The following is a 19,327-nucleotide window of genomic DNA, read 5'->3' as shown; positions in this document are numbered from 1 at the left end:
AATGGCGGCAGCAACCTTTGCCAGTCTGAAGATCCAGAGCCCCAGCGAAAGCAACCTGGCGGTGACCGTACTCGACCAGGAACTGCGGGTCATCCTGCTGACCGCGGCCAACCGCAACAGCGGCGTCACCAGCAGCAGCCTGAGCATGGCCAACGAACTGGCGCGCACCAGCCGCGGCCGGGTGCTGGTGGTGGACACCAGCCTCTCGGACAGCAGCCTGACACGGCGCCTGGCCCTGGATGAGCGGCCCGGCTTCCTCGACCTGGCACTGGCCGAAACCCCGCCGCCCCTGGCCTCGTGCATCGAGAGCAGCGACGCGGTGAATTTCGACTTCCTGCCCCTGGGCCGCCGCCAGCAGTACAGCGAGCGCCTGACCCCGGAACTGCTGCGCGAACTGCTGCAGGCCCTGGCCGAGGAATACCGCTTCGTGATCATCGACGGCGACCCGGTCTACAGCAGCGGCGACATCCTCACCCTGGCCACCCAGGTCGACGGCGTGGTGCTGGTGGTGCGCAGCGAGGAAACCCGCTGGGAAGTGGCCCAGGCCGCCGCCCAGCGCCTGATCCAGGCCGAGGCCAAGTTGATCGGCAGCGTGTTCAACGCCCGCAAGTACTACATGCCCAAGTGGGTTTATGACCGTCTCTGACCGGCACAAGGACCGTGTAACCATGAACAAGCCAAGACTTTCCCTGCTGAGCCTGTCACTGCTGCTGGCCCTGGGCGGCTGCGTCAATCGCGAGCCGCAGCAGATGCCGGTGCAGATCCTCAGCGCCCCGGCCGACCAGGCACAGCTCACCGAGGTGGTGCCCATCGAGCAGGTGCTGCGGCCCCAGGACGTGCTGGACGTGATCTTCCATATCGGCACCACCAGCCAGCAGCGCTACCTCGTGCAGCCTGGCGACCAGGTGGATGTGACCTTCCTCACCGCTCCGGAACTGGGCGGCAGCAAACTGGTGCTGCCCGACGGCAGCATCGACATGCCCTACGTGGGCAATATCCAGGTCGCCGGGCTCTCCGCCGAACAGGCGCGCCAGGTCCTGGAAGCCCAATACGCCAAGGTGCTGAAGAAGCCGCAGATCAACTTTTCGATCTCCCACGCCATGGCCCAGCTGGACAACCTGCGCACCAGCCTGACCAACCCGGCCACCGGGCTTAGCCGCGAGATCGTCGTGGGCTCCGACGGCCGCGCCAGTTTCCCGCTGCTGGGCAGCCTGTCGTTGCAGGGCAAGAGCCTCAGCGAGCTGCAGACCCTGGTCAACCAGCGCTATGCCAAGGAGGTGGGTTCGGTGAGCGTCGATGTGCTGCTCAAGACCACCGCCTCCAACGAGGTGTTCGTCATGGGCGAAGTCGGCCAGCCCGGAGCCTACCCGATCCGCCGGCCGATCTCGGTGCTTGAGGCCCTGACCCTGGCCAAGGGGGCCGGCCCCACTGCACGCCTGGATTCGGTGGTGATCATGCGGCGCAAGGGCAACCAGGTCGAAGCCCGGGTCTACGACGCCGACGCGGCGCTGGACGGCAAGGCCCTGCAATTCGCCTACCTGCAGCCCGACGACATGCTCTATGTGCCCAAGACCCGCCTGGCCAAGGCCGGCGCCCTGAGCAAGCAGCTGGCGGACGTGATCATGTTCCAGGGTGTCGGGTTCAGCTTCGGCTACCGCGTCGACAACAAAGAAACGAACAACAACTGAGTTCCCTCTTGATGACCAAGATCGAAAACTACCTGCACGAGTTCCTGCTCGTGTTCTTTGTCAATCGGCGCCTGATCAAACGGGTGTTCCTGGGTTTCGCGGTGATCGCCCTGCTGCTGCCCCTGGTGCTCAAGCAGAGCTTCGAGATCACTGCCGAAGTCATCGTGCAGTCCAAGAAACTCTCGCAGACCGACGCCAACACCGTGCTCGCCCCGGACTCGGACAAGTTCATCCCGCCGTCGCTGGCGGACATGGAGACCGAGAGCAACATCCTGCGTTCACCCACGCTGATCCGCGACACCATCGACCAGTTGCGCCGCGAGGGCCAGTTCGGCGGCAGCGAGGGCCTGTTGACCCGGCTGATCGTCAAGCCGATCCGCAATGGCCTGATCGACCCCCTGCGCAACCATGTGATCAACCCGGTGCGCGGTTTCTTCGGCCTGGCCGTGGACCCGGTGCGCGATACCAGCCTGGATGCCTTCACCGACCAGGCGGTCAAGGACCTGAAGATCGGCACCCTGCCCGGCTCCAACGTGATCTCCATCGTCTACGCCAGCCCCAATGCCGCCGAAGGCACGCGCTTTGTCGAGCGCCTGCTGGCCAATTACCTGAAGAACCGCCAGGACCTGCAATCCAACGAACTGCCCGAAGCCTTCTACGAACAGAAGAAGGCCCAGTACCAGTCGCGCCTGGATGACCTGGAAGGCAAGCGCCAGGCCCTGCTGGAAGCGGCCCACGCCTCCGACCCCAAGGAAGAGATCACCTTCCGCCTGAACGCCATCAACACCGAAGAGCAATCGCTCAACGGCTACCGCGACCAGGCCCTGGAGAACCAGCGCCGCCTGGATTACCTGCAGAAGAACCTGGCTGCCGCGCGCAAGGCCGGCCTCACCGACTACACCTTCCCCTTCGCCTTCGCCAACACCGTGGACAACGTTGCCTACGAAGATCGCGAGATCAAGCAACTGGGCGAACAGCTGACCAACCTGGTGAGCCAGTACGGCACCACCGCCGACACCTACCGCGCCGACAGCGTGCCCATGCAGCAGCAGCGCGAGCAGATCGTGCGGGCCCGGGCGCAGTTCCTCAAGGTGGTGGAAAACCGCGTGCGCGAGCGCAGCAGCGACTTGCAGATCACCCAGTCGGTGATCGCCCAGAAGACCGCGCGGATCAACGACTACAAGGCGCGGGTGCGCGACCTGCAAGAGGTCCTGAGCAAACTGCGCCAGCTGGACACTGAAATCGATGCCTTGCACAAAGCCTTCTTCACCTACACCCAGCGCTACGAAGAGAGCCGTGGCGAGCGCCTGATCAGTGGCGAGCTGTCCAACGCGCGGGTCCTGAGCCAGCCTTACGAACCCAGCGAAGCGGCGTTCCCCAAGCCGATGCTGATCATTCCCCTGGGCCTGCTCACCGGCCTGCTGCTGGCCATTGCCCTGGGCTATGTCTACGAGTTCTTCGACCATCGCTTCAAGCACCCGGCCCAGGTCAGTGATCACCTCGGCCTGCCGGTGCTGATGGTGCTCAACGCGGTCGAGCAGCCCCAGGTCAACCCGTACCCGCGCTGGACCTGGCGCTGGGCCTGGCATTGGGCCAAACAGTGAGCGACCTGAGCATGGCCGCGCAGCCTATCGTGCACCTGATCCACAGCGGCGGTTTCTACGGTGCCGAGCGCATGCTGCTGGATCATTGCCTGGGCACCCCGGGGCAGCATCGGGTGGTGTTCATCAATGCCCCCGACACGTTGCTGCAGCGTTTCGCCGAGGCCGGCGTGGCGAGCCACAACTGCCACTGCCTGCAGGAACTGCTGGCGCACCTGCGGCAACAGCCGGGGCTGCTCAACGCGCACAACTTCAAGGCCCAGGTGTTTGCCTGGGTCTGCGCCCGGCGCCTGCGCCTGCCCCTGGTCATGACCCAACACGGCTTCACCCCGCGCAGCCTGAAACAGAAGTTCTACACCTGGCTCAGCCTGCGCCTGTGCCGCAGCCGCCGGGTGCGCCGAGTAGCCTGCGTGGCCCAGAGCATTGCCCTGCTGCACCTGGAGGCGGGGGTCGCCGAGGGCAAGCTGCGGGTGATCCCCAACGGCCTGCCGGAGCCAGCCCTGGAACTGCCGGCGAGCCTGGACGGGCCGCCGCTGCGCGAGCCCGAAGTACGCCGCGACGAAATGGAACCCTTGGTGGGTTTCGTCGGGCGCCTGAGCGCGGAAAAAGGCCCGGACCTGTTTCTCGATGCGCTGATCGGCCTGTGCCAGCAGCGCCCTGCGCTCAAGGCCGTGCTGCTGGGCGATGGTGAACAGAACCAGGCCCTGCGCGAGCGCATCAACGAAGCCGGGTTGGCCACGCGCATCCTGCTGCCGGGCTATCAGAACGACATGCAGCCCTGGCTCAAGCGCCTGAATGTGCTGGTACTGAGTTCACGCACCGAAGGCACACCGATGATCCTGCTCGAAGCCATGCAGGCCGGCACCCCGGTGGTGGCCTTTGCCGTGGGCGGGATTCCCGATGTGCTGCAGCACCGGCACAACGGCCTGCTGGCCAAGCCCCTGGACAGTGCCGGGCTGGGGCGCTGCATCGGCCAGTTGCTGGACGACCCGATACTGGCCGGGGAGCTGGCCAAGGCCGCCCAGGTCACCCAGCGCAAGCACTATCACTTGCCCACCCTGGCTCGCCGCTGGGATGAGCTGTACCGCGTCGCCAGAGAGAGCTCCCGAGTATGATCGCCGCTCCGTTCCTGGGTTTGCTGCTGGGCCTGGCCGCACTGTTGCTGCTGGCCAGCCCCTGGCCGTTTCTTGCGCCGCTGGTGGTGGTCGGGCTGTTCGGCCTGGCGCTGCTGTACCGGCGCCCGGGCTGGGGCCTGCTGGGGATCTGCGCCCTGGTGCCCTTCGAAGGCCTGTTCAAGGACAGCGCGTTCTCCGGGGCCAAGCTGCTGGGCGCCTCGCTGATCCTGATCATGCTGTTCAAGCTGTTGCTGCGGCAGATCCCCGACACCCGCCTGCGCAGCAACCTGTGGCGGGCCCTGGGGCCATTCCTGCTGTGCCTGCTGCTGAGCATGCTGTACAGCGAGAACCTGCTGGTGTCGCTGGACAGCCTGCGGGAGCTGGCAGTGGGCCTGGTGCTGTTCTTCGTCACCCTGCTGATTGCCCGGGAAGTCAACCTGCTGATGCTCTGCCGCCTGCTGGCGGTGAGCGTGGCCATCACCTGTGTGATCGCCCTGGTATCGGCCAAGTACCAGGTGGGCGGCCGGGCCATCGGCCTGTTGCAGGATGCCAACTACTTCGCCCTGCTGATCGCCATGGCGGTGCCGCCGGCGATCTTCCTCGCCCTGCGTTCGCCCCATTGGCCGGTGCGGCTGTTCTGGGTCGGCATCAGCCTGACCCTGATGGCCGGGATGACCAAGACCGACTCGCGCTCGGGCCTGCTGGTGGTGCTGTTCACCATTGCCATCGGCGTCTGGCACTACCGCGACCGGCTCAAGGGCCTGCGGCCCAAGCACCTGGGCTTCGCCATGTTCGCCGTGGCCATCGTCATTCCCCTGGGCATTGCCGTGCTGCCGGCGGAGTACGTGGCGCGGATCCAGTCCCTGAGCATGCTCAAGTCCGGCGCGCACTCGGCGGACACCTCCCTGGGCCGGCGCACCTCCTACCTGGTGGTGGGCGGCCAGATGATCCGCCAGAACCCGCTGCTGGGCTCGGGCCTGGGGACCTTCCCGATCCACTACGCGCAGACCGGCTTTGCCAGCAGCTTCTCGGAAAACATGAACGAGCCGGACCTGTTCCGCCGGGCCCACAACACCTACCTGGAGCTGTTCAGCGAGCTGGGCATTCCCGGCGGCCTGAGCTTCGTGGCGCTGATGCTGATGGGCCTGCGCAACTTCGAACGGGCGCGCCAGGGCTTTCTTGCCCGGGGCCAGCGCGAACAGGCCGATATCGCCACCCACCTGGGCCTGAGCCTGTTGGCCATGGCGGTGTTCCTGCTGTTTCTCAGCGCGCCGAACCACAAGTACCTGTGGATCTTCCTGGCCCTGTCCAGCGTCCTGCGCCTGCAGGCCGAAGACGCTCCCGTGCCGCGCCCGGCCCCGGCCTGACAACGCCGCGTGTAGCCACTGCCCCAGGCTGCGACAAGGCCCGAAGGGCCTTCTGGCCCCCAGGAGCAGCACCGACAGAACAGCAGCACCGCGCCCTCACCCGGCGCCCACGACAACAACGCAATCTGGCCAAGGGAGGCAAAGATGCAAAGGATCAGCGTGATCGTGCCCATGTACAACGAGGCGCGTCACATCACCCGCACCCTGGACAGCGTGCTGCGCGCCGCCCGGGCGGCGACCCTGGACTGCGAACTGATAGTGGTGGACAACGGCTCCACCGATCAGGGGCCGCAACGGGCACGGGAGCTGGGCGCGCGGGTGCTGCTGTGCCCGGGCATCGGCATCGGCGCCCTGCGTAACCGCGGTGCGGCGGTGGCCACCGGCGATAGCCTGGCGTTCCTCGACGCCGACATCGAAGTGCCCGGCAATTGGCTGCAGCTCTGGCAGCAGGCCCAGGCCGAGCGGCGTGCCGAGGTCTTCGCCCTGGACTGCGCGGCACCCGCCAGCGCCCCCTGGTTCGCCCGGGCCTGGCAGCGCCGCAGCCTGGCCGGCGACCCGCAACCCCGGCTACTGCCGTGGATGCCCACCCCCAACCTGTGCCTGCAGCGGGCCTGGTTCGAACGGGTCGGCGGCTTCAACGAACAGCTGCGCACCGGCGAGGACAAGGATTTCGGCCTGCGCCTGCACGCTGCCGGCGCCCGCCAGTTGAGCCTGCCCCAGCCCCAGGTGCTGCATTGGGGCTACGAGGCCAGCTGGGCCGAATGGGCCGGCAAGGAACGCTGGCGCCAGGGCAGCCACGTGCAACTGCTCAAGGGCAGCGGCCTCAGCCTGCGCCTGTTGCGCTTCCCCCTGTTGTGCCTGGCCTGCGCCCTGCTCAGCCTCGTGGCGCTGCTGTGCCTGCTCGCGGGCCTGCCCGGCGCCGCGGGCCTGTGCCTGCTGCTGGGGGCGCTGGCGCCCCTGGCCCTGGCCGTGCGCCAGGGCCTGCGCCAACGCGACCCGCTGTTCGTCCTGCAACTCTGGCTGCTGCACTGGGTGCGCCTGCACCTGGGCGCCCTGGCCCTGGTGCAGGCCCTGTTCAACCGTTCTGCCGAGAGACCTGACCGTGGCTAAAACACTTTTCTGGCTGTGCCTGCTACTGCCTTTCTATGCCTGGGTCGGCTACCCCCTGCTGCTGGCCCTGCTCAGCCTGTTCGTCAGGCCGCGGCCGGTGCAGGAAGGCGCGCCGCTGTCGGTCAGCGTGATCATCGCCGCGCACAACGAAGGCCCGCACATCGAGCACAAGCTGCGCACCCTGTTGCAGCAGGACTACCCGGCCACCGACCTGCAGATCATCCTCGCCAGCGACGGTTCCAGCGACGACACCGTGGCCACGGCCCTGGGCGTGCGCGACTCACGGATCGTGGTCCTGGACCTGCCTCGGGTGGGCAAGGCCGGGGCGCTGAACGCCGCGGTGGAACTGGCGCGCAACGACATCCTGGTGTTCACCGACGCCGACAACCAGTGGTCCCACGACACCCTGGGCAAGCTGCTGGCTCCCTTGGCCGACCCGCAGGTGGGGGCCTGTGGCGGGCACATGATCATCCCCGACCCCGGGCACAACCTGAGCCTGGGAGACAGCCTGTACCGGCACTACGAGGCCTGGTTGCGCCAGGCGGAAAACCGCACCGGCTGCATGGTCTCCGCCGACGGCGCGCTGCTGGCCCTGCGCCGCGAACTGTTCCAGCGGGTTCCGGCCGAGGTCAACGATGACTTCTTCATCAGCACCTGCGCCCCGGTGGCCGGCAAGCGGATCGTCTATGTCGAGGAGGCCCAGGTGCTGGACCAGGGCGTGGACGAAGCCGGCAAGCAGTACCGGCGGCGCCTGCGGGTCACCGTCGGCGGCCTGCAGAGCCTGGCCCAGCGCCGCGAGCTGATGAACCCACTGCGCCACGGCGCCTACGCCATCGCCCTGATCAGCCACAAGCTGATCCGCCGCCTGGCCCCGGTGCTGTTGCTGCCACTGCTGGTCAGCAGCCTGCTGCTGTGGAATGCCGGCGCCTTCTACAGCCTGGCCCTGCTGGCCCAGGTGCTGGGTTACGGCGCCGGGATCATGGGCCTGCTGGACCGCCGCGGGCGCCTGCCCAAGGTGTTTCGCCTGGCCGGTTTCGTACTGGTGACAATGGCCGGCATGAGCATGGGCCTCTGGCAATTTCTCCGCGGGCAGCGCTATGCCCTGTGGAACCCACAACAGAACCGCTGACATGAACCTCAAACTCAACCTCAAGCGCCTGCTGGGCAGCGCCTACTTGCACAGCGTCGGCCGCGCCCGCCTCAGCGAAGCCGGGGTGGTGCTGATGCTGCACCGGGTGCTGGCCGACGAGCAGGCCGCCCGCCGGCCGCACCGGGCGCCACTGTGCGTCGGCCAGCGCCAGTTCGAGCACCTGCTGCGCTGGCTGCGGCGGCATTTCGACTGTGTGCCGCTCAATCACCTGCTGCAATACCCCGGCGGTGACCGGCCGCGCCTGGCCCTGACCTTCGATGACGGCTGGCGCGACAACGCCGAGGTGGCCTACCCGCTGTTGGAGCGCTACGAGGTGCCGGCGAGCATCTTCCTCTCCACCGACTTCATCGGCAGCGCCCAGGGCTTCTGGTGGGAGTCCATCGGCGAAACGCTCTGGCTGCGGCCCGCAAGCGCCGCGGCCCGGCCGCTGCTGGAACAGTTGCAGGCGCTGCAACTGGCACCTGCGGCCGAGCTGTTGCAGCCGGGTGACAACGACGCCCGCAGCCGGCTCCTGGGGCGCTACCTGCAACGCTTGAAGACCCTGCCCGGGCCCACCCTCCAGGCCCTGGCCGACAGTTGCCCCAACGAGCACGGCCCCCACAGCCTGGACTGGGCCCAGGTGCAGCGCCTGGAGCGTTCGGCACTGGTGCGCTTCGGGCCCCACGGCGCCAGCCATGCCATTCTCACCGGCCTTGACGAGGCCGCGCTGAAAGCGGATCTGCAACGCTCCCATCAGGCGTTGCAGAACCATTGCCAGGCGCCGCTGGGGGTCTATTGCTACCCCAATGGCGACCACAATGCCCAGGTGCGCGCCGCCGTCGCCGGGCTGGGTTATCGCTACGCCCTGGGCACCCGCCCCGGGCTGATCGAGGCCAGTGGCAACCCGCTCCTGGCCTTGCCACGCATCGACGTCAGCCACGCCAGCGCCGCCCGCCCCGGCTTGCTGGCCTGGCGCCTGCTGCAGGGAGCCCGGGCATGAAGCGCGGCGGCTACCTCTGGCACCTGGCCCTGAGCATGGGCACGCGCCTGGCGATGATCGGCCTGCGGCTGCTGCGCAACGTGCTGCTGGCTCGCTTGCTGGGCCCGGCGGATCGCGGCCTGTTCGCCCTGCTCAGCACCCTGCCGGACCTGATTGCCGCCCTGACCAGCGGCGGGCTGAACACCGCGGTCGGCTATGAGGCCGCGCGCCAGCGGCCCATGGGCCTGCTACTGACCCAGGTGCTGGTCTACGGCTGCCTGCTGGCCAGCCTGCTGACCCTGGCCGGGCTGGGACTGATGAACACCCTGGGCAGCCAGTGGGAACTGAGCCTACAACTGGGGGACCTGGCCTGGCTGTTGTTGCTGGCGGTGCCCATCACCGTGCTCAAGAGCGGCCTGCTGACCCTGCACAACGCCGATGGCCGGGTCGAAGCCTTCAATGCCCTGCGCCTGCTGGAATCCCTGGTGCCGCTGCTGCTGTTCGTCGGCCTGTGGTGGATCTGGTGCGACCAGCCGCTGTCGGCGGCCCTGGTCAGCTGGCTGGGGGGCACCTTGCTGGTGGTGGTGGTTGGCTGGTGCTGGTTGCGACGCTTCCACGACCTGGGCCTGCGCTGGCAGGCCGGGGAACAGGGCAAGCTGCTGCGCTACAGCGCCCAGAGCCACCCCGGGGTGCTGTCGCAACAATTGATGCTGCGTTCGGACTACCTGTTCATCGGGGCCCTGCTCGACCCCGCGGCCCTGGGCTGGTACGCCATGGCCAGCGCCGCCGCCGAGCTGCTGCTGATCATTCCCGAGGCGGTGACCACGCCACTGATGAAGCGCCTGCTGCAACAGGGGTCGGGCATCGAGCAACTGACCGCCCTGGCCCTGCGCCTGACCGCCACGGTGATGCTCGGCGCCTGCCTGTGCATGGCGCTGATCGGCCAGTGGTTGATTGTCACCCTGTTCGGCGCCGACTACGCCCCGGCCTACGATGCCCTGCTGGCCTTGCTGCCCGGGCTGTTCGGCCTGTGCTACGCGAGTATCCTGCGCCTGGACCTCTTGGGCAAGCAGCGCCCCGGCACGCTGTCGCTGCTGCTGGCCGGTGGCGCCCTGCTGAACCTGGCGCTCAATGCGCTGCTGATCCCGTCGCTGGGCATCGCCGGCGCCGGCCTGGCCTCGTCCATCGCCTACCTCGCGGTGAGCCTGGCCATGCTCGGCCTGTATTGCCACCTCAGCGGTGTGGCCTGGTACCGCACCCTGATCCTGTTACCTGGAGACATCGTCTACGTGCGCCAGTTATTGCGCCCTAAGGAAAGGCTTCAATGAAACCCTGTTCCCTGCTCGCCCTGATGCTGATCTCGGCGGCCACTGCCCTGCACGCCGCGCCCCTGCAATGGGGCGATATCCGCGACGGCAGCCTGTACCTGCAAGCCGAGGCCGGCGACACTCTGCACCTGCGCTGGAGCCCGGCCTGGCAGAGCGACGCCAACCAGGAGCAGCTGTACCTGCTGCGCCCGGACGGCCAGTTGCTGCAACAGCTGGAGATTCGCGCTGACCAACCCTACGGCCAGCGGGAAGTCCAACTGCCCGCGGCCCAGGGCGACTACAGGCTGCAGGTACCGGGCTACAGCTTTCGCAACTTCAAGGTCAGCCACGACAGCGCCACCCTGGCCCAGTTCGAACCGGCCAAGGTGCATTTCAGCGCCGACGTGCCCAGTGGCGTGGAGCTGTATTTTCGCGTGGCCGCCGGAGAGCAGGCGGTACTGGCGGGCAAGTATTACGGTGGGGTCAGCGTGCTCCAGGCCACGCGCCTGAGTGACCACCAGTTGCTGCGCCTGAAGCTGGTGGAGCACCCGCAGTACGGTCAGTTCGACCAGATCCCGCTGCCGGTGGCCCAGCAGGACGAGGTCTGGCGCCTGTCCCTGGGCGGCTCGGGCAAGGTGGCGTTCTGGCTCGACGGCACCGCCAACCTGTTCGCCCAGGACCTGCGCCAGTTGCACCCGCTGCAATGGACACCGGGCCGGGTCGAGCTGAGCCTCAAGCCGCAGATGCGCGGCCCCAGCCCGCACCTGGGGATCGCCCTGCCCTATGCCCAGCCGCCGCAGTCGACCTTTGAACTGCTGCGGGCCCTGGGGCCGCGGGCGGCCAACTTCTACAGCTTCGTCGATGTGATCCAGCAGGAACCCCAGCGCGAGCTGGGCTTTCGCCGGCTGTACCGCGAAACGTTCAAGATCGACCGCGACATCACCCTGCTGGCGGGCACCGGGCGCCGGGCGGTGCTGGCAGCCGACAGCCAGAGCTTCGCCGGCCTCGACGCCTGGCTGGCGGACAGCGTGCGCCTGGGCAACCAGGGCCTGCACTACCTGGCGTTCGCCGACGAACCCAACCTCAACTACCCCAGCTACGCCGTGTTCGCCAGCTACTTCGGGCGCATGCTGGAGCACGTCAAGGCCAACCCCGAGGCCCGGGCCGCAGGTGTGCGCATTGCCATGCCGGTCAGTTCGCGGCTGCTGGACGGGCCGTTTCGCATCGGTGCCGGGCAGCGCCGCGGCATCGAATGGGCGCGCCAGTTGCTGGAGGCCCACGGCGCCGATATCGACGCCATGGCCTGGCACGAGTGGATGGTCCGCGACCTGCTGGCCACCCGCCGCTACCGCGCCAGCGTGCGCGCCGCCGCCGACCTGGTGGGCCTGAATGACCTGGGCCGGCCGCGCAAGGCGCTGTTGCTGAGCCAGACCAATATCTCCAGCGGCCCGGACCTGAGCCCCTATCAGCAGGACACTCACTACGCCGCCCTGTGGTGGATGTCGGTGGTGGCCAATGCCTCCCAGGACGGCCTGCTGGACATGCTCAACTGGTTCCAGGCCGCCGATGAGCCCGAGTACCCCAAGGGCATGCTGGCCCAGCACGACGCCCAGCGCTTCAGCCTGAAGCCGGTGGCCGTGGCCCAGCAATTCATCCAGCGGCACTGGCTGGGGCAGGTCCAGGCGCTGGACAACCCGGCCTTCGAGGTGGATGCCCTGGCACTGCGCGATGGCCCGCGCCACAGCCTGCTGGGCGTGACCAAGACCCCGCGCGCACAAACCATCGACCTGGACGGCGCCGAGCAGATCTGCCAGGCCGGCCCGAGCCTGGAACTGCTCGGCGCCGACGGGCACAGCCGCTCCGCCGCCGTGCAGTGCAGCAATGGCCGGGCCCAGTTGCAGGTGCCCGGTGAAACCCTGTTTGCCTTGACCTGGAAAACCCTATGAGTCGCTTGACCGGCCTGTTGGCCAGAATCCGCCGCAAGGGCCTGCGTGGCAGCCTGCGGGTGCTGCGTGAACGCTTCTTCTATTACCACTGGGAACTGCTGACCCTGGAACGCTCCCTGGCCTTGCCGGTGCCCTGCCCCATCAACCCCGGCCGCTGGCCCCAGGTGCCCATCACCCGCGAGCTGCTGCCGGCCTTCGACAAGTACTTCAAGGCGCAACTGCCGGCCATTCGCGGCCTGCTGGACAAAGGCAGCCGCGGCAGCGCACACCTGGATGAAGACGGCAACGTGATGATGATGGTGTGGATCAGTGAGCGCGATTACTACGACGACCAGTTGTACCGCTGCTGGATGCGCATCCCGCCGGGCTGCCTGTATCAGTTCGCCGGAGAGTGCGCGGTGCCATATCGCGGCTCGGGGGTGGTGATCCTGGCGCAGAAGCTGCTTTGGGACGAATACCGCGAGCGCGGCTTCAAGGCCACCCGGGCCCTGGTCAACGTGCGCAACGAGCCGGCGCTGAAGATGCACATGCGCCTGGGGTTCCAGGAAGTGGGTGAATCCCTGCATGTCTACTGCCTGTTGCGCTGCCTGCACTTCCACCGCCGCCGGCCCTACCACCAGACACGCCTGCACCACCTGCGCCGCGGGCGCCTGGCACAGCAGCCCAGCGGTTCCAGCCCTATCGACAAGGAACGTTCGTGAGCCTGCGTTGGCAATGGTGCGCCAGCCTCTGCACCCAGGACTTTCCCGTGGCGGCCTATGAGCAACTGCGCCAGCAAGTGCCACAGGCCACGCCGTTCAATCGCTTGAGCTGGCTGCAGGGGGCGGAACGGGCCCTGGATCACCGGCACTTGCAGATACTCCTGGGCTGGCACGGCCAGCGCCTGGTGCTCTGCCTGCCGCTAACCCTGGGCCGCGAAACCCGGGCCGGCCTGCGCCTGCAGGTGGTACGCCACCTGGGGCATCCGCTGAGCGATCGCCTGGCGCTGCTGGTCGCGGACCCGGCGCAAGGCGCCATGCCCGAGGTGCTGGAGCAGATCCGCCGGCAACTGCCCCATGACCTGCTGCAACTTCATGAACTGGTGGACGCCGAGCGCCTGCTGGCGCCCTGGCACCGGGCCAGCTGGTACAGCGAACAAGCCCTGAGCTGCCGGGCGCCGGAACACCTGATTGTCGACAGCGACCGCGAGGAAGCCACCGGCACCTTGCGTTACGAGCTGCGCCGGGCGAAGAAACGCTGCGCGGAAATAGACGCTCGGGTGATCCGCATGGCGCCCCAGGCCGACGGCATGGACGGGGTGCTGGAAATGCTCCGCGAGGTGGAACAGGCCAGTTGGAAAGGCGCAGACGGGTTGGGGATCTTCTCCGGGGAGCTGCGCTGGCAATGGATGGCCAGCGCCCTGCGCGGCCTGGCCGCCGAAGGTTGTGTGCGGGTGGTGATGCTGGAACACCAGGGCCGTTGCATCAGCTATCGCCTCGGTCTGCTGGAGCGCGGCCGCCTGTACGACTACAACATCGCCTTCCTGGCGCAATACAAGAACCTGGGCAGCGGCCGGCTGCTGCTGGATGAGTGGATCCGCTGGGGGCTGGACGAAGGCTGGCAGTGGGTCGATGCCTCGCGGGTCAGCCTCAGCCGCTCCAGCCATCAGTTGCATGAACGCATGAGCGGCCTGGTGGAACACCAGCGCTGGAGCTTCTATTCCTGGCGCCCGCGAGCGCTGCTGGCCGGTACCGCCGAACGCATCTGGCAGTGGCTCAAGCCGCGCCTCAAGGCCTGGCGCGAACGGCGCCAGGCCAACACCGTACAAGGATCCCGCCCATGAACCGCCCCCTGACTGCCGCCCGGGCCCACCGGGTCATCGTCAATGCCGACGACTTCGGTCTCGACCTGGACTACAACCAGCTGACCCTGCGCGCCTTCAAGCGAGGGGTGATCAGCTCGGCGACCCTGATGGCCAACATGCCGGCGTTCAACGACGCCTGTGAACTGACCCAGCAGCACGGTTTGCTGGGACGCATCGGCCTGCATTTCAACCTCACCTACGGCGCGCCACTGAGCCCGGCGATGCGCCACCAGCCGTTGTTCTGTGACCCTCAGGGGCAGTTCGACCTGAACCTGCGGCGCTCGGCCCTGCGCCTGCCGGGCGCGGCGGCCGAGGCGGTGCGCGAGGAGTTGCAGGCCCAGTGGCAGCGCTGTGTCGATCAGGGTGTGCGGCCCAGCCATGTCGACTCCCACCAGCACGTGCACAACCTGTGGCCGGTGGCAGCCATCGTCGCTCGCTTCGCTGCGCAGCAAGGGGTGCCGGTGCGCCTGGCGCGCAATGTGGGGGGCAACATCGGGCCCCTCAAGCGGTTGTTCAAGAGCGCGCTCAACCGGCGTATCCGCTGGTTGTGCGGAGCCGGGGCCCAGAGCGTGTGCACGCCCAGGGACCTGCTGGAAGGTTTTCGCCCGCCCGGCGTGATTGAAGTGGTGGCCCACCCGACCCAGCTGGCCGAGGGTGATTTCGGTGACGATTACCTGCCGGCGCAGCAGTCTCTGGAGCAACTGCTGCAACAGGCATTGCCCGGGTATCAACGCATTGCCTACAGCGAGCTGTAAAAAACATTAGCTCCCTATGCAATTTAATCGGCAATTAATCCGGCAGGCTAAAAGTGTCATTGACCGCGCTAGCTCAGAACAATCTGAAGCGCTGCGCGGCAAGTTCTAACGCCTGATTGGCGCGGAACTGACGTAGCCTGCATCGGAGAATTGCCATGAACCTGCGTATCGGTTTGACTGCCACCGCCCTGCTGTTGAGTGCCCTCAGTGGCCTCGCCCAGGCAGACAGCACCACCGCCGTGCCCTACCACTATGGAATGCCGCTGCATGTGGGCAAAGTGATCTCGATGACCGAACCTGCGACCCAGGAGTGCAAAGTGATCACCGCCGACATGAAGTTCATCGACAACCAGGGCAAGCCCGAGGAAATCACCTACAGAAAGATGTCGGATGCGTGCACCACCGATAATTGAGGCTGTGCAACACGCTCACACGGGGCCGCGCTGCGGCCCCTCATCACGCCCGGTGCCGATCGGCAAGCCGGGTTTCGCGGCGGCCTGGCGGCCCCGCTGTTGAATTCCCTACTCCCGAAGGCGCCTAGAATGCACGCCGCAGAGGGGCAACCTGGCGAGGGTTGTGCGCCAGGTCGTAGCGCAATTCGGCAATCAGCTCGTTGATTTCCCGACAGCCGTTGAGCTGCGAGGCATCGATGCCGGTAACCACCAGATCGACCCGGTCGGTTTGATGGTCGCCGAAGACCTTCACGGTCATCGACAGGTCGGGGCTTAGGGTGCATTGGCAGCGTTTGGGCAGAAAGCTGCTTTCAATGATATTTCGCAGTTCAAGGGCAGATAGAAACATGGCGACTCTCTCCTTTGTTCGAGACGGCCAATCAATAGGCAAACAACCTGACAACAATGACGTCCGTGTTCGGTAGTGATCCGGGCCCGGTCTTGATCCTTGCAGACGGAGCCAAGCTACAGACTAAGCCGCTTTCCCGAGGCTGCTAAATTCGATTTCGCTCTGAGCACCGGGGTTTTTCGCTTGGTTGGATGCCAGCCCATACCGGCCGCCGGCCTATCCCTCCATTTGCGTGCAACTGGTCTTGTTTCAAGGTTTTGCTCAATCGCGGGCCTGATTGATAAGGCAGCAGGAAACGTGCCTGGCCGGCAGCGCCACAGGGCCCTGCGAAATCGGCACGCGGCGTACGAGCAGCCGTGCAAAGTGCAAGAAAGCAGGCAGTTGGCCTTGCAAAATGCCCTGCTACCCAGGACGTTTGCATTGCGCCTCGGGCGCCGGTCAGAATGCCCGGGCCGGACTTTCCCCAAGGCGCCCACTCAAACGGGTGTATCGCGCTTTCAATCAGCCAGGAGGCTTCATGCGTCTGCTCCCCCTTGCCAGCGTCACCCTGCTTTCGGCTCTCTGCGCCCAGGCCTTTGCCGCCAAGCTCGAAGACACCGCACCCTACCCCAAGGCCGAAGACGGCTTCACCCGCCAGGTCATCCACCTGCCCAAGCAACAGCACGAAGACCGCTACAAGGTCGAGATCCTCGCCGGCAAGACCCTCACCGTGGACTGCAACCTGCAGCGCCTGGGCGGCAAACTGCTAGAGAAGAACCTCGAAGGCTGGGGTTATCCCTACTACCGCCTGGACCAGGTCAGCGGCCCGATAAGTACGCGGATGGCCTGCCCCGACGGCAAGACCCGCGAGGATTTCGTCCCGGTGACCGGTGACGGCTTCGTCTTGCGCTACAACAGCAAGCTGCCGATCGTGATCTACGCGCCCAAGGACGTGGAAGTGCGCTACCGCCTGTGGAGCGCCGCGGACAAGACAGAAAACGCCCGCCAGGAATAAGCCATCCCCCCAGCCGGAGTGCCGCCCTTGATTACCTGCCATGTCAAATACGTGATCGACCCCTACCAACTGGCCGAGTTCGAAGCCTACTCCAAGGCCTGGATCGCGGTGGTGAGGCGGCTGGGCGGCACCCACCACGGCTATTTCCTGCCCTCCGAAGGTGCCAGCAATATCGCCTACTGCCTGTTCAGCTTTCCTTCCCTGGCGGACTACGAAGCCTACCGCCAGAGCGCCCTCAGTGACCCGGAAAGCGTGGCCCTGGTAGCGGCGGTGGTGCAAAAGCGCTTCATCCTCAGCTACGAACGCAGCTTCATGCGCCCTCTGCTGTCGTAGGAGCCGGCTTGCCGGTGAAGCTTGCATCGCTGTGCAGGACGCCTTCGCTGGCAGGTCTGTTCCTACAAGGCGGCGTTGCTCAGGGCGGCGCGTTCGGCGACGTGGCGCAGGCTGTCAAAGTTGATGTTGGCCCCCGAGTCGATCGCCACCAGGGTCTGGCCGCGGACGCCGCTTTGCGCCACGTATTCCTTGATGCCCGCCACCGCCAGGGCGCCCGAGGGCTCGGTGATGGAGCGGGTATCGTCGTAGATGTCCTTGATCGCCGCACACAGCTGGTCATTGCTGACGCTGATCACTTGATCCACGTGATGCCGGCAGATCTGGAAACCATGCTCACCGATCTGTGCCACCGCAACACCGTCGGCAAAGGTTCCCACTTCAGGCAGCACCACCCGCTGCCCTGCCGCCAGAGCCTGTTGCAGACAGTTGGAATGTTCGGACTCGACACCAACGATGCGGATCTGTGGCCGTAGGTATTTGACATAGGCGGCGATCCCGGCGATCAGCCCGCCACCGCCGACCGGAACGAAGATCGCGTCCAGTTCGCCCTGCTGCTGGCGCAGGATCTCCATGGCCACGGTGCCTTGCCCGGCAATCACATGGGGATCATCAAAGGGTGAAACAAAGGTACTGCCGGTGCGTTGGGCCAGATCCAGGGCATGCTCCAGGGCGAAGGGAAAGCTCTGGCCATGCAGGATCGCCTCGGCGCCGCGGCTGCGCACCCCCAGCACCTTGAGTTCCGGGGTGCTGGCGGGCATCACGATGCTTGCCTTGATCCCCAGCTCCCGCGCCGCCAGCGCCACGCCCTGGGCATGATTGCCGGCGGACGCGGTGACCACTCCGCGCAGCTTCTGCTCCGGGGTGAGGTGCGCCAGGCGGTTGTAGGCGCCACGGATCTTGAAGGAAAAGGTCGGTTGCAGGTCTTCGCGCTTGAGCAGGATCTGATTGCCCAGCCGCTCGGACAGCGCCGGCGCCGCCTGCAACGGCGTACGGATCGCCAAGTCGTAGACCGGCGCCGCAAGAATCATCTTCACGTAGCGCTCCAGCAACGCCATGTCGGCACTGGGCTGGGGGGTAGCAGGACGGCTGGGGCGACTCATGGTGGATCTCCTGGCTGTGTACGAAGCCCGGGAGACAGAGAGAAAAAACCCGCCTCCAGGGCGGGTTGGGTGCAGTCGTCAGCAAGCCCGCCAATAAGGAATGGCGGTAATAATGCTTGGCTGGGAACGATATGCAGGGAAAGTCATGGGCTGGAAATTACTCGCGCCAGCAGGGTCCGGTCAACGCTTTTTTCCCGGCCTCCTTGAACGGCGACGTCTGTCATTGGGCACCGTGGCTTGAAGCTCAATATACGAAACATATATGATTCGTATATTTCCTCAAGGGAGGCCCCCATGGGCATCGTCAAGATCTCCGATGAACTGCACGAGCAGATCCGCGTGGCCAGCGCCGCCATGGACCGCTCGATCAACGCCCAGGCCGAGTTCTGGATGAAGATCGGCCTGCTGGCCGAACTCAACCCTCACCTGGCCTACAACGACCTGATCAACAAGCTGTTGCTGAACAAGCCCGACCTGCTCAGGGGGCGCGCATGACCCAGGCCCTGATCAAGACCCCGGAACAACTGGCGCTGATGCGCGAAGCCGGGCGGCTGCTGGCCCAGGTGTTCACCTATCTCGACGGTTTTGTCGCCCCCGGCCTGTCCACCCTGGAGCTGGACGCCGCGGTGGAACACCTGATCCGCCATGAACTCAAGGCGCGCCCGGCCAGCAAGGGCCAGTACAACTACCCCTACTGCATCAACACCTCGATCAACGAGGTGGTGTGCCACGGCATGCCCCACCCCAAGGCCGTGCTCAAGGACGGTGACATCATCAATATCGACATCACCCTGGAGAAGAACGGCTACATCGCCGACTCCAGCAAGATGTACCTGATCGGCACTGTCGGGCCCAAGGCCCGGCGCCTGGTGGACACCACCTTCGAGGCCATGTGGGCGGCGATCAAGGTGGTGCGCCCCGGCGCCCGGCTGGGCGATATCGGCCATGCCATCCAGGCCCATGCCGAAGCCAAGGGCTACAGCGTGGTCCGTGAATACTGCGGCCATGGCATCGGCCGGCAGATGCACGAAGAGCCGCAAATCCTCCACTTCGGTCGCCCCGGTACCGGCCTGGAGCTGCGCGAGGGCATGGTCTTCACCATCGAGCCGATGCTCAACCAGGGCAGCGCCCGGGTCCGCGGGCTCAAGGATGGCTGGACCGTGGTCACCCGCGACAACGGCCTCTCGGCCCAGTGGGAACACACGGTGGCGGTGACCCGGGACGGCTTCGAGGTGCTGACCCTGCAACCGCAATGAAGG

20 protein-coding genes are annotated in these 19,327 nt (G+C 66.4%); 18 read left to right on the top strand and 2 right to left on the bottom strand.

The window, feature by feature from the left end; all coding sequences use genetic code 11:
- The first annotated feature begins 1 nt into the window (after window position 1).
- The 14 genes from AC1RCO_RS05335 to AC1RCO_RS05270 all read left to right on the top strand — a co-directional run bounded on the left by AC1RCO_RS05335 (window position 2) and on the right by AC1RCO_RS05270 (window position 15,253).
- The gene (locus AC1RCO_RS05335; protein WP_011061368.1) at window positions 2-646 is read left to right on the top strand and encodes a CpsD/CapB family tyrosine-protein kinase; all 645 of its coding nucleotides are present in this window, start codon (window positions 2-4) and stop codon (window positions 644-646) included.
- A 22-nt stretch (window positions 647-668) separates the two neighbouring features.
- Window positions 669-1,688 (top strand): polysaccharide biosynthesis/export family protein, encoded by a 1,020-nt coding sequence (locus tag AC1RCO_RS05330; protein ID WP_065364093.1) that lies wholly within the window; start codon window positions 669-671, stop codon window positions 1,686-1,688.
- Window positions 1,689-1,699: 11 nt separating this feature from the next.
- Window positions 1,700-3,292 (top strand): GumC family protein, encoded by a 1,593-nt coding sequence (locus AC1RCO_RS05325; RefSeq protein WP_041118261.1) that lies wholly within the window; start codon window positions 1,700-1,702, stop codon window positions 3,290-3,292.
- Between the two features lie 11 nt (window positions 3,293-3,303).
- Entirely contained in the window at window positions 3,304-4,404 is a 1,101-nt protein-coding gene (locus AC1RCO_RS05320; RefSeq protein WP_346624285.1) for a glycosyltransferase family 4 protein, read from the top strand.
- On the top strand, window positions 4,401-5,771 hold the full coding sequence (locus AC1RCO_RS05315) for an O-antigen ligase family protein (RefSeq protein ID WP_015635672.1): 1,371 nt from the start codon (window positions 4,401-4,403) through the stop codon (window positions 5,769-5,771). Before AC1RCO_RS05320 ends, AC1RCO_RS05315 begins: the two co-directional genes overlap by 4 nt.
- 144 nt (window positions 5,772-5,915) lie before the next feature.
- Window positions 5,916-6,881 carry a glycosyltransferase family 2 protein gene (locus tag AC1RCO_RS05310; protein ID WP_065364096.1) on the top strand — a complete coding sequence of 322 codons (966 nt, stop codon included), beginning with the start codon at window positions 5,916-5,918 and terminating at the stop codon, window positions 6,879-6,881.
- On the top strand, window positions 6,874-8,010 hold the full coding sequence (locus AC1RCO_RS05305) for a glycosyltransferase (protein WP_019093966.1): 1,137 nt from the start codon (window positions 6,874-6,876) through the stop codon (window positions 8,008-8,010). The genes AC1RCO_RS05310 and AC1RCO_RS05305 overlap by 8 nt, the downstream gene beginning before the upstream one ends.
- Before the next feature lies 1 nt (window position 8,011).
- Window positions 8,012-9,010 (top strand): polysaccharide deacetylase family protein, encoded by a 999-nt coding sequence (locus AC1RCO_RS05300; protein ID WP_404673215.1) that lies wholly within the window; start codon window positions 8,012-8,014, stop codon window positions 9,008-9,010.
- Entirely contained in the window at window positions 9,007-10,317 is a 1,311-nt protein-coding gene (locus tag AC1RCO_RS05295; protein WP_492617471.1) for a lipopolysaccharide biosynthesis protein, read from the top strand. Before AC1RCO_RS05300 ends, AC1RCO_RS05295 begins: the two co-directional genes overlap by 4 nt.
- The gene (locus AC1RCO_RS05290) at window positions 10,314-12,242 is read left to right on the top strand and encodes a hypothetical protein (RefSeq protein ID WP_492617470.1); all 1,929 of its coding nucleotides are present in this window, start codon (window positions 10,314-10,316) and stop codon (window positions 12,240-12,242) included. The genes AC1RCO_RS05295 and AC1RCO_RS05290 overlap by 4 nt, the downstream gene beginning before the upstream one ends.
- Window positions 12,239-12,943: a GNAT family N-acetyltransferase gene (locus AC1RCO_RS05285; protein WP_011061378.1), complete on the top strand. Its 705-nt coding sequence runs from the start codon at window positions 12,239-12,241 to the stop codon at window positions 12,941-12,943. Before AC1RCO_RS05290 ends, AC1RCO_RS05285 begins: the two co-directional genes overlap by 4 nt.
- Window positions 12,940-14,064: a GNAT family N-acetyltransferase gene (locus AC1RCO_RS05280; RefSeq protein ID WP_103290165.1), complete on the top strand. Its 1,125-nt coding sequence runs from the start codon at window positions 12,940-12,942 to the stop codon at window positions 14,062-14,064. The genes AC1RCO_RS05285 and AC1RCO_RS05280 overlap by 4 nt, the downstream gene beginning before the upstream one ends.
- A complete protein-coding gene (locus AC1RCO_RS05275) occupies window positions 14,061-14,840 on the top strand; it encodes a carbohydrate deacetylase (protein ID WP_103290164.1) in 780 nt (259 codons plus the stop codon). Before AC1RCO_RS05280 ends, AC1RCO_RS05275 begins: the two co-directional genes overlap by 4 nt.
- A gap of 155 nt (window positions 14,841-14,995) precedes the next feature.
- Complete coding sequence (locus tag AC1RCO_RS05270; protein WP_011061381.1) at window positions 14,996-15,253, top strand: DUF2790 domain-containing protein; 258 nt, start codon at window positions 14,996-14,998, stop codon at window positions 15,251-15,253.
- Window positions 15,254-15,377: 124 nt separating this feature from the next.
- On the opposite strand, the gene AC1RCO_RS05265 is transcribed toward AC1RCO_RS05270, so the two are convergent.
- Entirely contained in the window at window positions 15,378-15,641 is a 264-nt protein-coding gene (locus AC1RCO_RS05265; RefSeq protein ID WP_011061382.1) for a DUF1652 domain-containing protein, read from the bottom strand.
- Window positions 15,642-16,158: 517 nt separating this feature from the next.
- Here AC1RCO_RS05265 and eco point away from each other — a divergent pair.
- Both eco and AC1RCO_RS05255 read left to right on the top strand, forming a co-directional pair.
- A complete protein-coding gene (gene eco / locus AC1RCO_RS05260; RefSeq protein ID WP_015635680.1) occupies window positions 16,159-16,635 on the top strand; it encodes a serine protease inhibitor ecotin in 477 nt (158 codons plus the stop codon).
- A gap of 27 nt (window positions 16,636-16,662) precedes the next feature.
- Window positions 16,663-16,968, top strand: coding sequence for an NIPSNAP family protein (locus tag AC1RCO_RS05255; RefSeq protein WP_011061384.1), 306 nt, complete (start codon window positions 16,663-16,665; stop codon window positions 16,966-16,968).
- 62 nt (window positions 16,969-17,030) lie between these two features.
- Here AC1RCO_RS05255 and ilvA read toward each other — a convergent pair whose 3' ends face one another.
- Window positions 17,031-18,068 carry a threonine ammonia-lyase, biosynthetic gene (gene ilvA / locus AC1RCO_RS05250; RefSeq protein ID WP_220222676.1) on the bottom strand — a complete coding sequence of 346 codons (1,038 nt, stop codon included), beginning with the start codon at window positions 18,066-18,068 and terminating at the stop codon, window positions 17,031-17,033.
- 294 nt (window positions 18,069-18,362) lie between these two features.
- Here ilvA and AC1RCO_RS05245 point away from each other — a divergent pair, with 294 nt between their 5' ends.
- Both AC1RCO_RS05245 and map read left to right on the top strand, forming a co-directional pair.
- Window positions 18,363-18,563: a ParD-like family protein gene (locus AC1RCO_RS05245; protein ID WP_011061386.1), complete on the top strand. Its 201-nt coding sequence runs from the start codon at window positions 18,363-18,365 to the stop codon at window positions 18,561-18,563.
- Window positions 18,560-19,324, top strand: coding sequence for a type I methionyl aminopeptidase (gene map, locus AC1RCO_RS05240; RefSeq protein WP_011061387.1), 765 nt, complete (start codon window positions 18,560-18,562; stop codon window positions 19,322-19,324). The genes AC1RCO_RS05245 and map overlap by 4 nt, the downstream gene beginning before the upstream one ends.
- The last annotated feature ends 3 nt before the right edge of the window (window positions 19,325-19,327 follow it).

Source organism: Pseudomonas sp. GW823-FHT03E05 (assembly GCF_058796855.1).
Note: the sequence above shows the minus strand (reverse complement) of the source record. Positions and strands in the feature narration are given on the sequence as shown.

Coding starts and splice junctions, on each gene's coding strand:
- AC1RCO_RS05290 (WP_492617470.1), top strand. CDS start 10,314: ATGAAACCCTGTTCCCTGCTCGCCCTGATGCTGATCTCGGCGGCCACT.
- AC1RCO_RS05315 (WP_015635672.1), top strand. CDS start 4,401: ATGATCGCCGCTCCGTTCCTGGGTTTGCTGCTGGGCCTGGCCGCACTG.
- AC1RCO_RS05265 (WP_011061382.1), bottom strand. CDS start 15,641: ATGTTTCTATCTGCCCTTGAACTGCGAAATATCATTGAAAGCAGCTTT.
- eco (WP_015635680.1), top strand. CDS start 16,159: ATGCGTCTGCTCCCCCTTGCCAGCGTCACCCTGCTTTCGGCTCTCTGC.
- AC1RCO_RS05320 (WP_346624285.1), top strand. CDS start 3,304: ATGGCCGCGCAGCCTATCGTGCACCTGATCCACAGCGGCGGTTTCTAC.
- ilvA (WP_220222676.1), bottom strand. CDS start 18,068: ATGAGTCGCCCCAGCCGTCCTGCTACCCCCCAGCCCAGTGCCGACATG.
- AC1RCO_RS05270 (WP_011061381.1), top strand. CDS start 14,996: ATGAACCTGCGTATCGGTTTGACTGCCACCGCCCTGCTGTTGAGTGCC.
- AC1RCO_RS05285 (WP_011061378.1), top strand. CDS start 12,239: ATGAGTCGCTTGACCGGCCTGTTGGCCAGAATCCGCCGCAAGGGCCTG.
- AC1RCO_RS05330 (WP_065364093.1), top strand. CDS start 669: ATGAACAAGCCAAGACTTTCCCTGCTGAGCCTGTCACTGCTGCTGGCC.
- AC1RCO_RS05310 (WP_065364096.1), top strand. CDS start 5,916: ATGCAAAGGATCAGCGTGATCGTGCCCATGTACAACGAGGCGCGTCAC.
- AC1RCO_RS05300 (WP_404673215.1), top strand. CDS start 8,012: ATGAACCTCAAACTCAACCTCAAGCGCCTGCTGGGCAGCGCCTACTTG.
- AC1RCO_RS05325 (WP_041118261.1), top strand. CDS start 1,700: ATGACCAAGATCGAAAACTACCTGCACGAGTTCCTGCTCGTGTTCTTT.
- AC1RCO_RS05275 (WP_103290164.1), top strand. CDS start 14,061: ATGAACCGCCCCCTGACTGCCGCCCGGGCCCACCGGGTCATCGTCAAT.
- AC1RCO_RS05335 (WP_011061368.1), top strand. CDS start 2: ATGGCGGCAGCAACCTTTGCCAGTCTGAAGATCCAGAGCCCCAGCGAA.
- map (WP_011061387.1), top strand. CDS start 18,560: ATGACCCAGGCCCTGATCAAGACCCCGGAACAACTGGCGCTGATGCGC.
- AC1RCO_RS05295 (WP_492617471.1), top strand. CDS start 9,007: ATGAAGCGCGGCGGCTACCTCTGGCACCTGGCCCTGAGCATGGGCACG.
- AC1RCO_RS05245 (WP_011061386.1), top strand. CDS start 18,363: ATGGGCATCGTCAAGATCTCCGATGAACTGCACGAGCAGATCCGCGTG.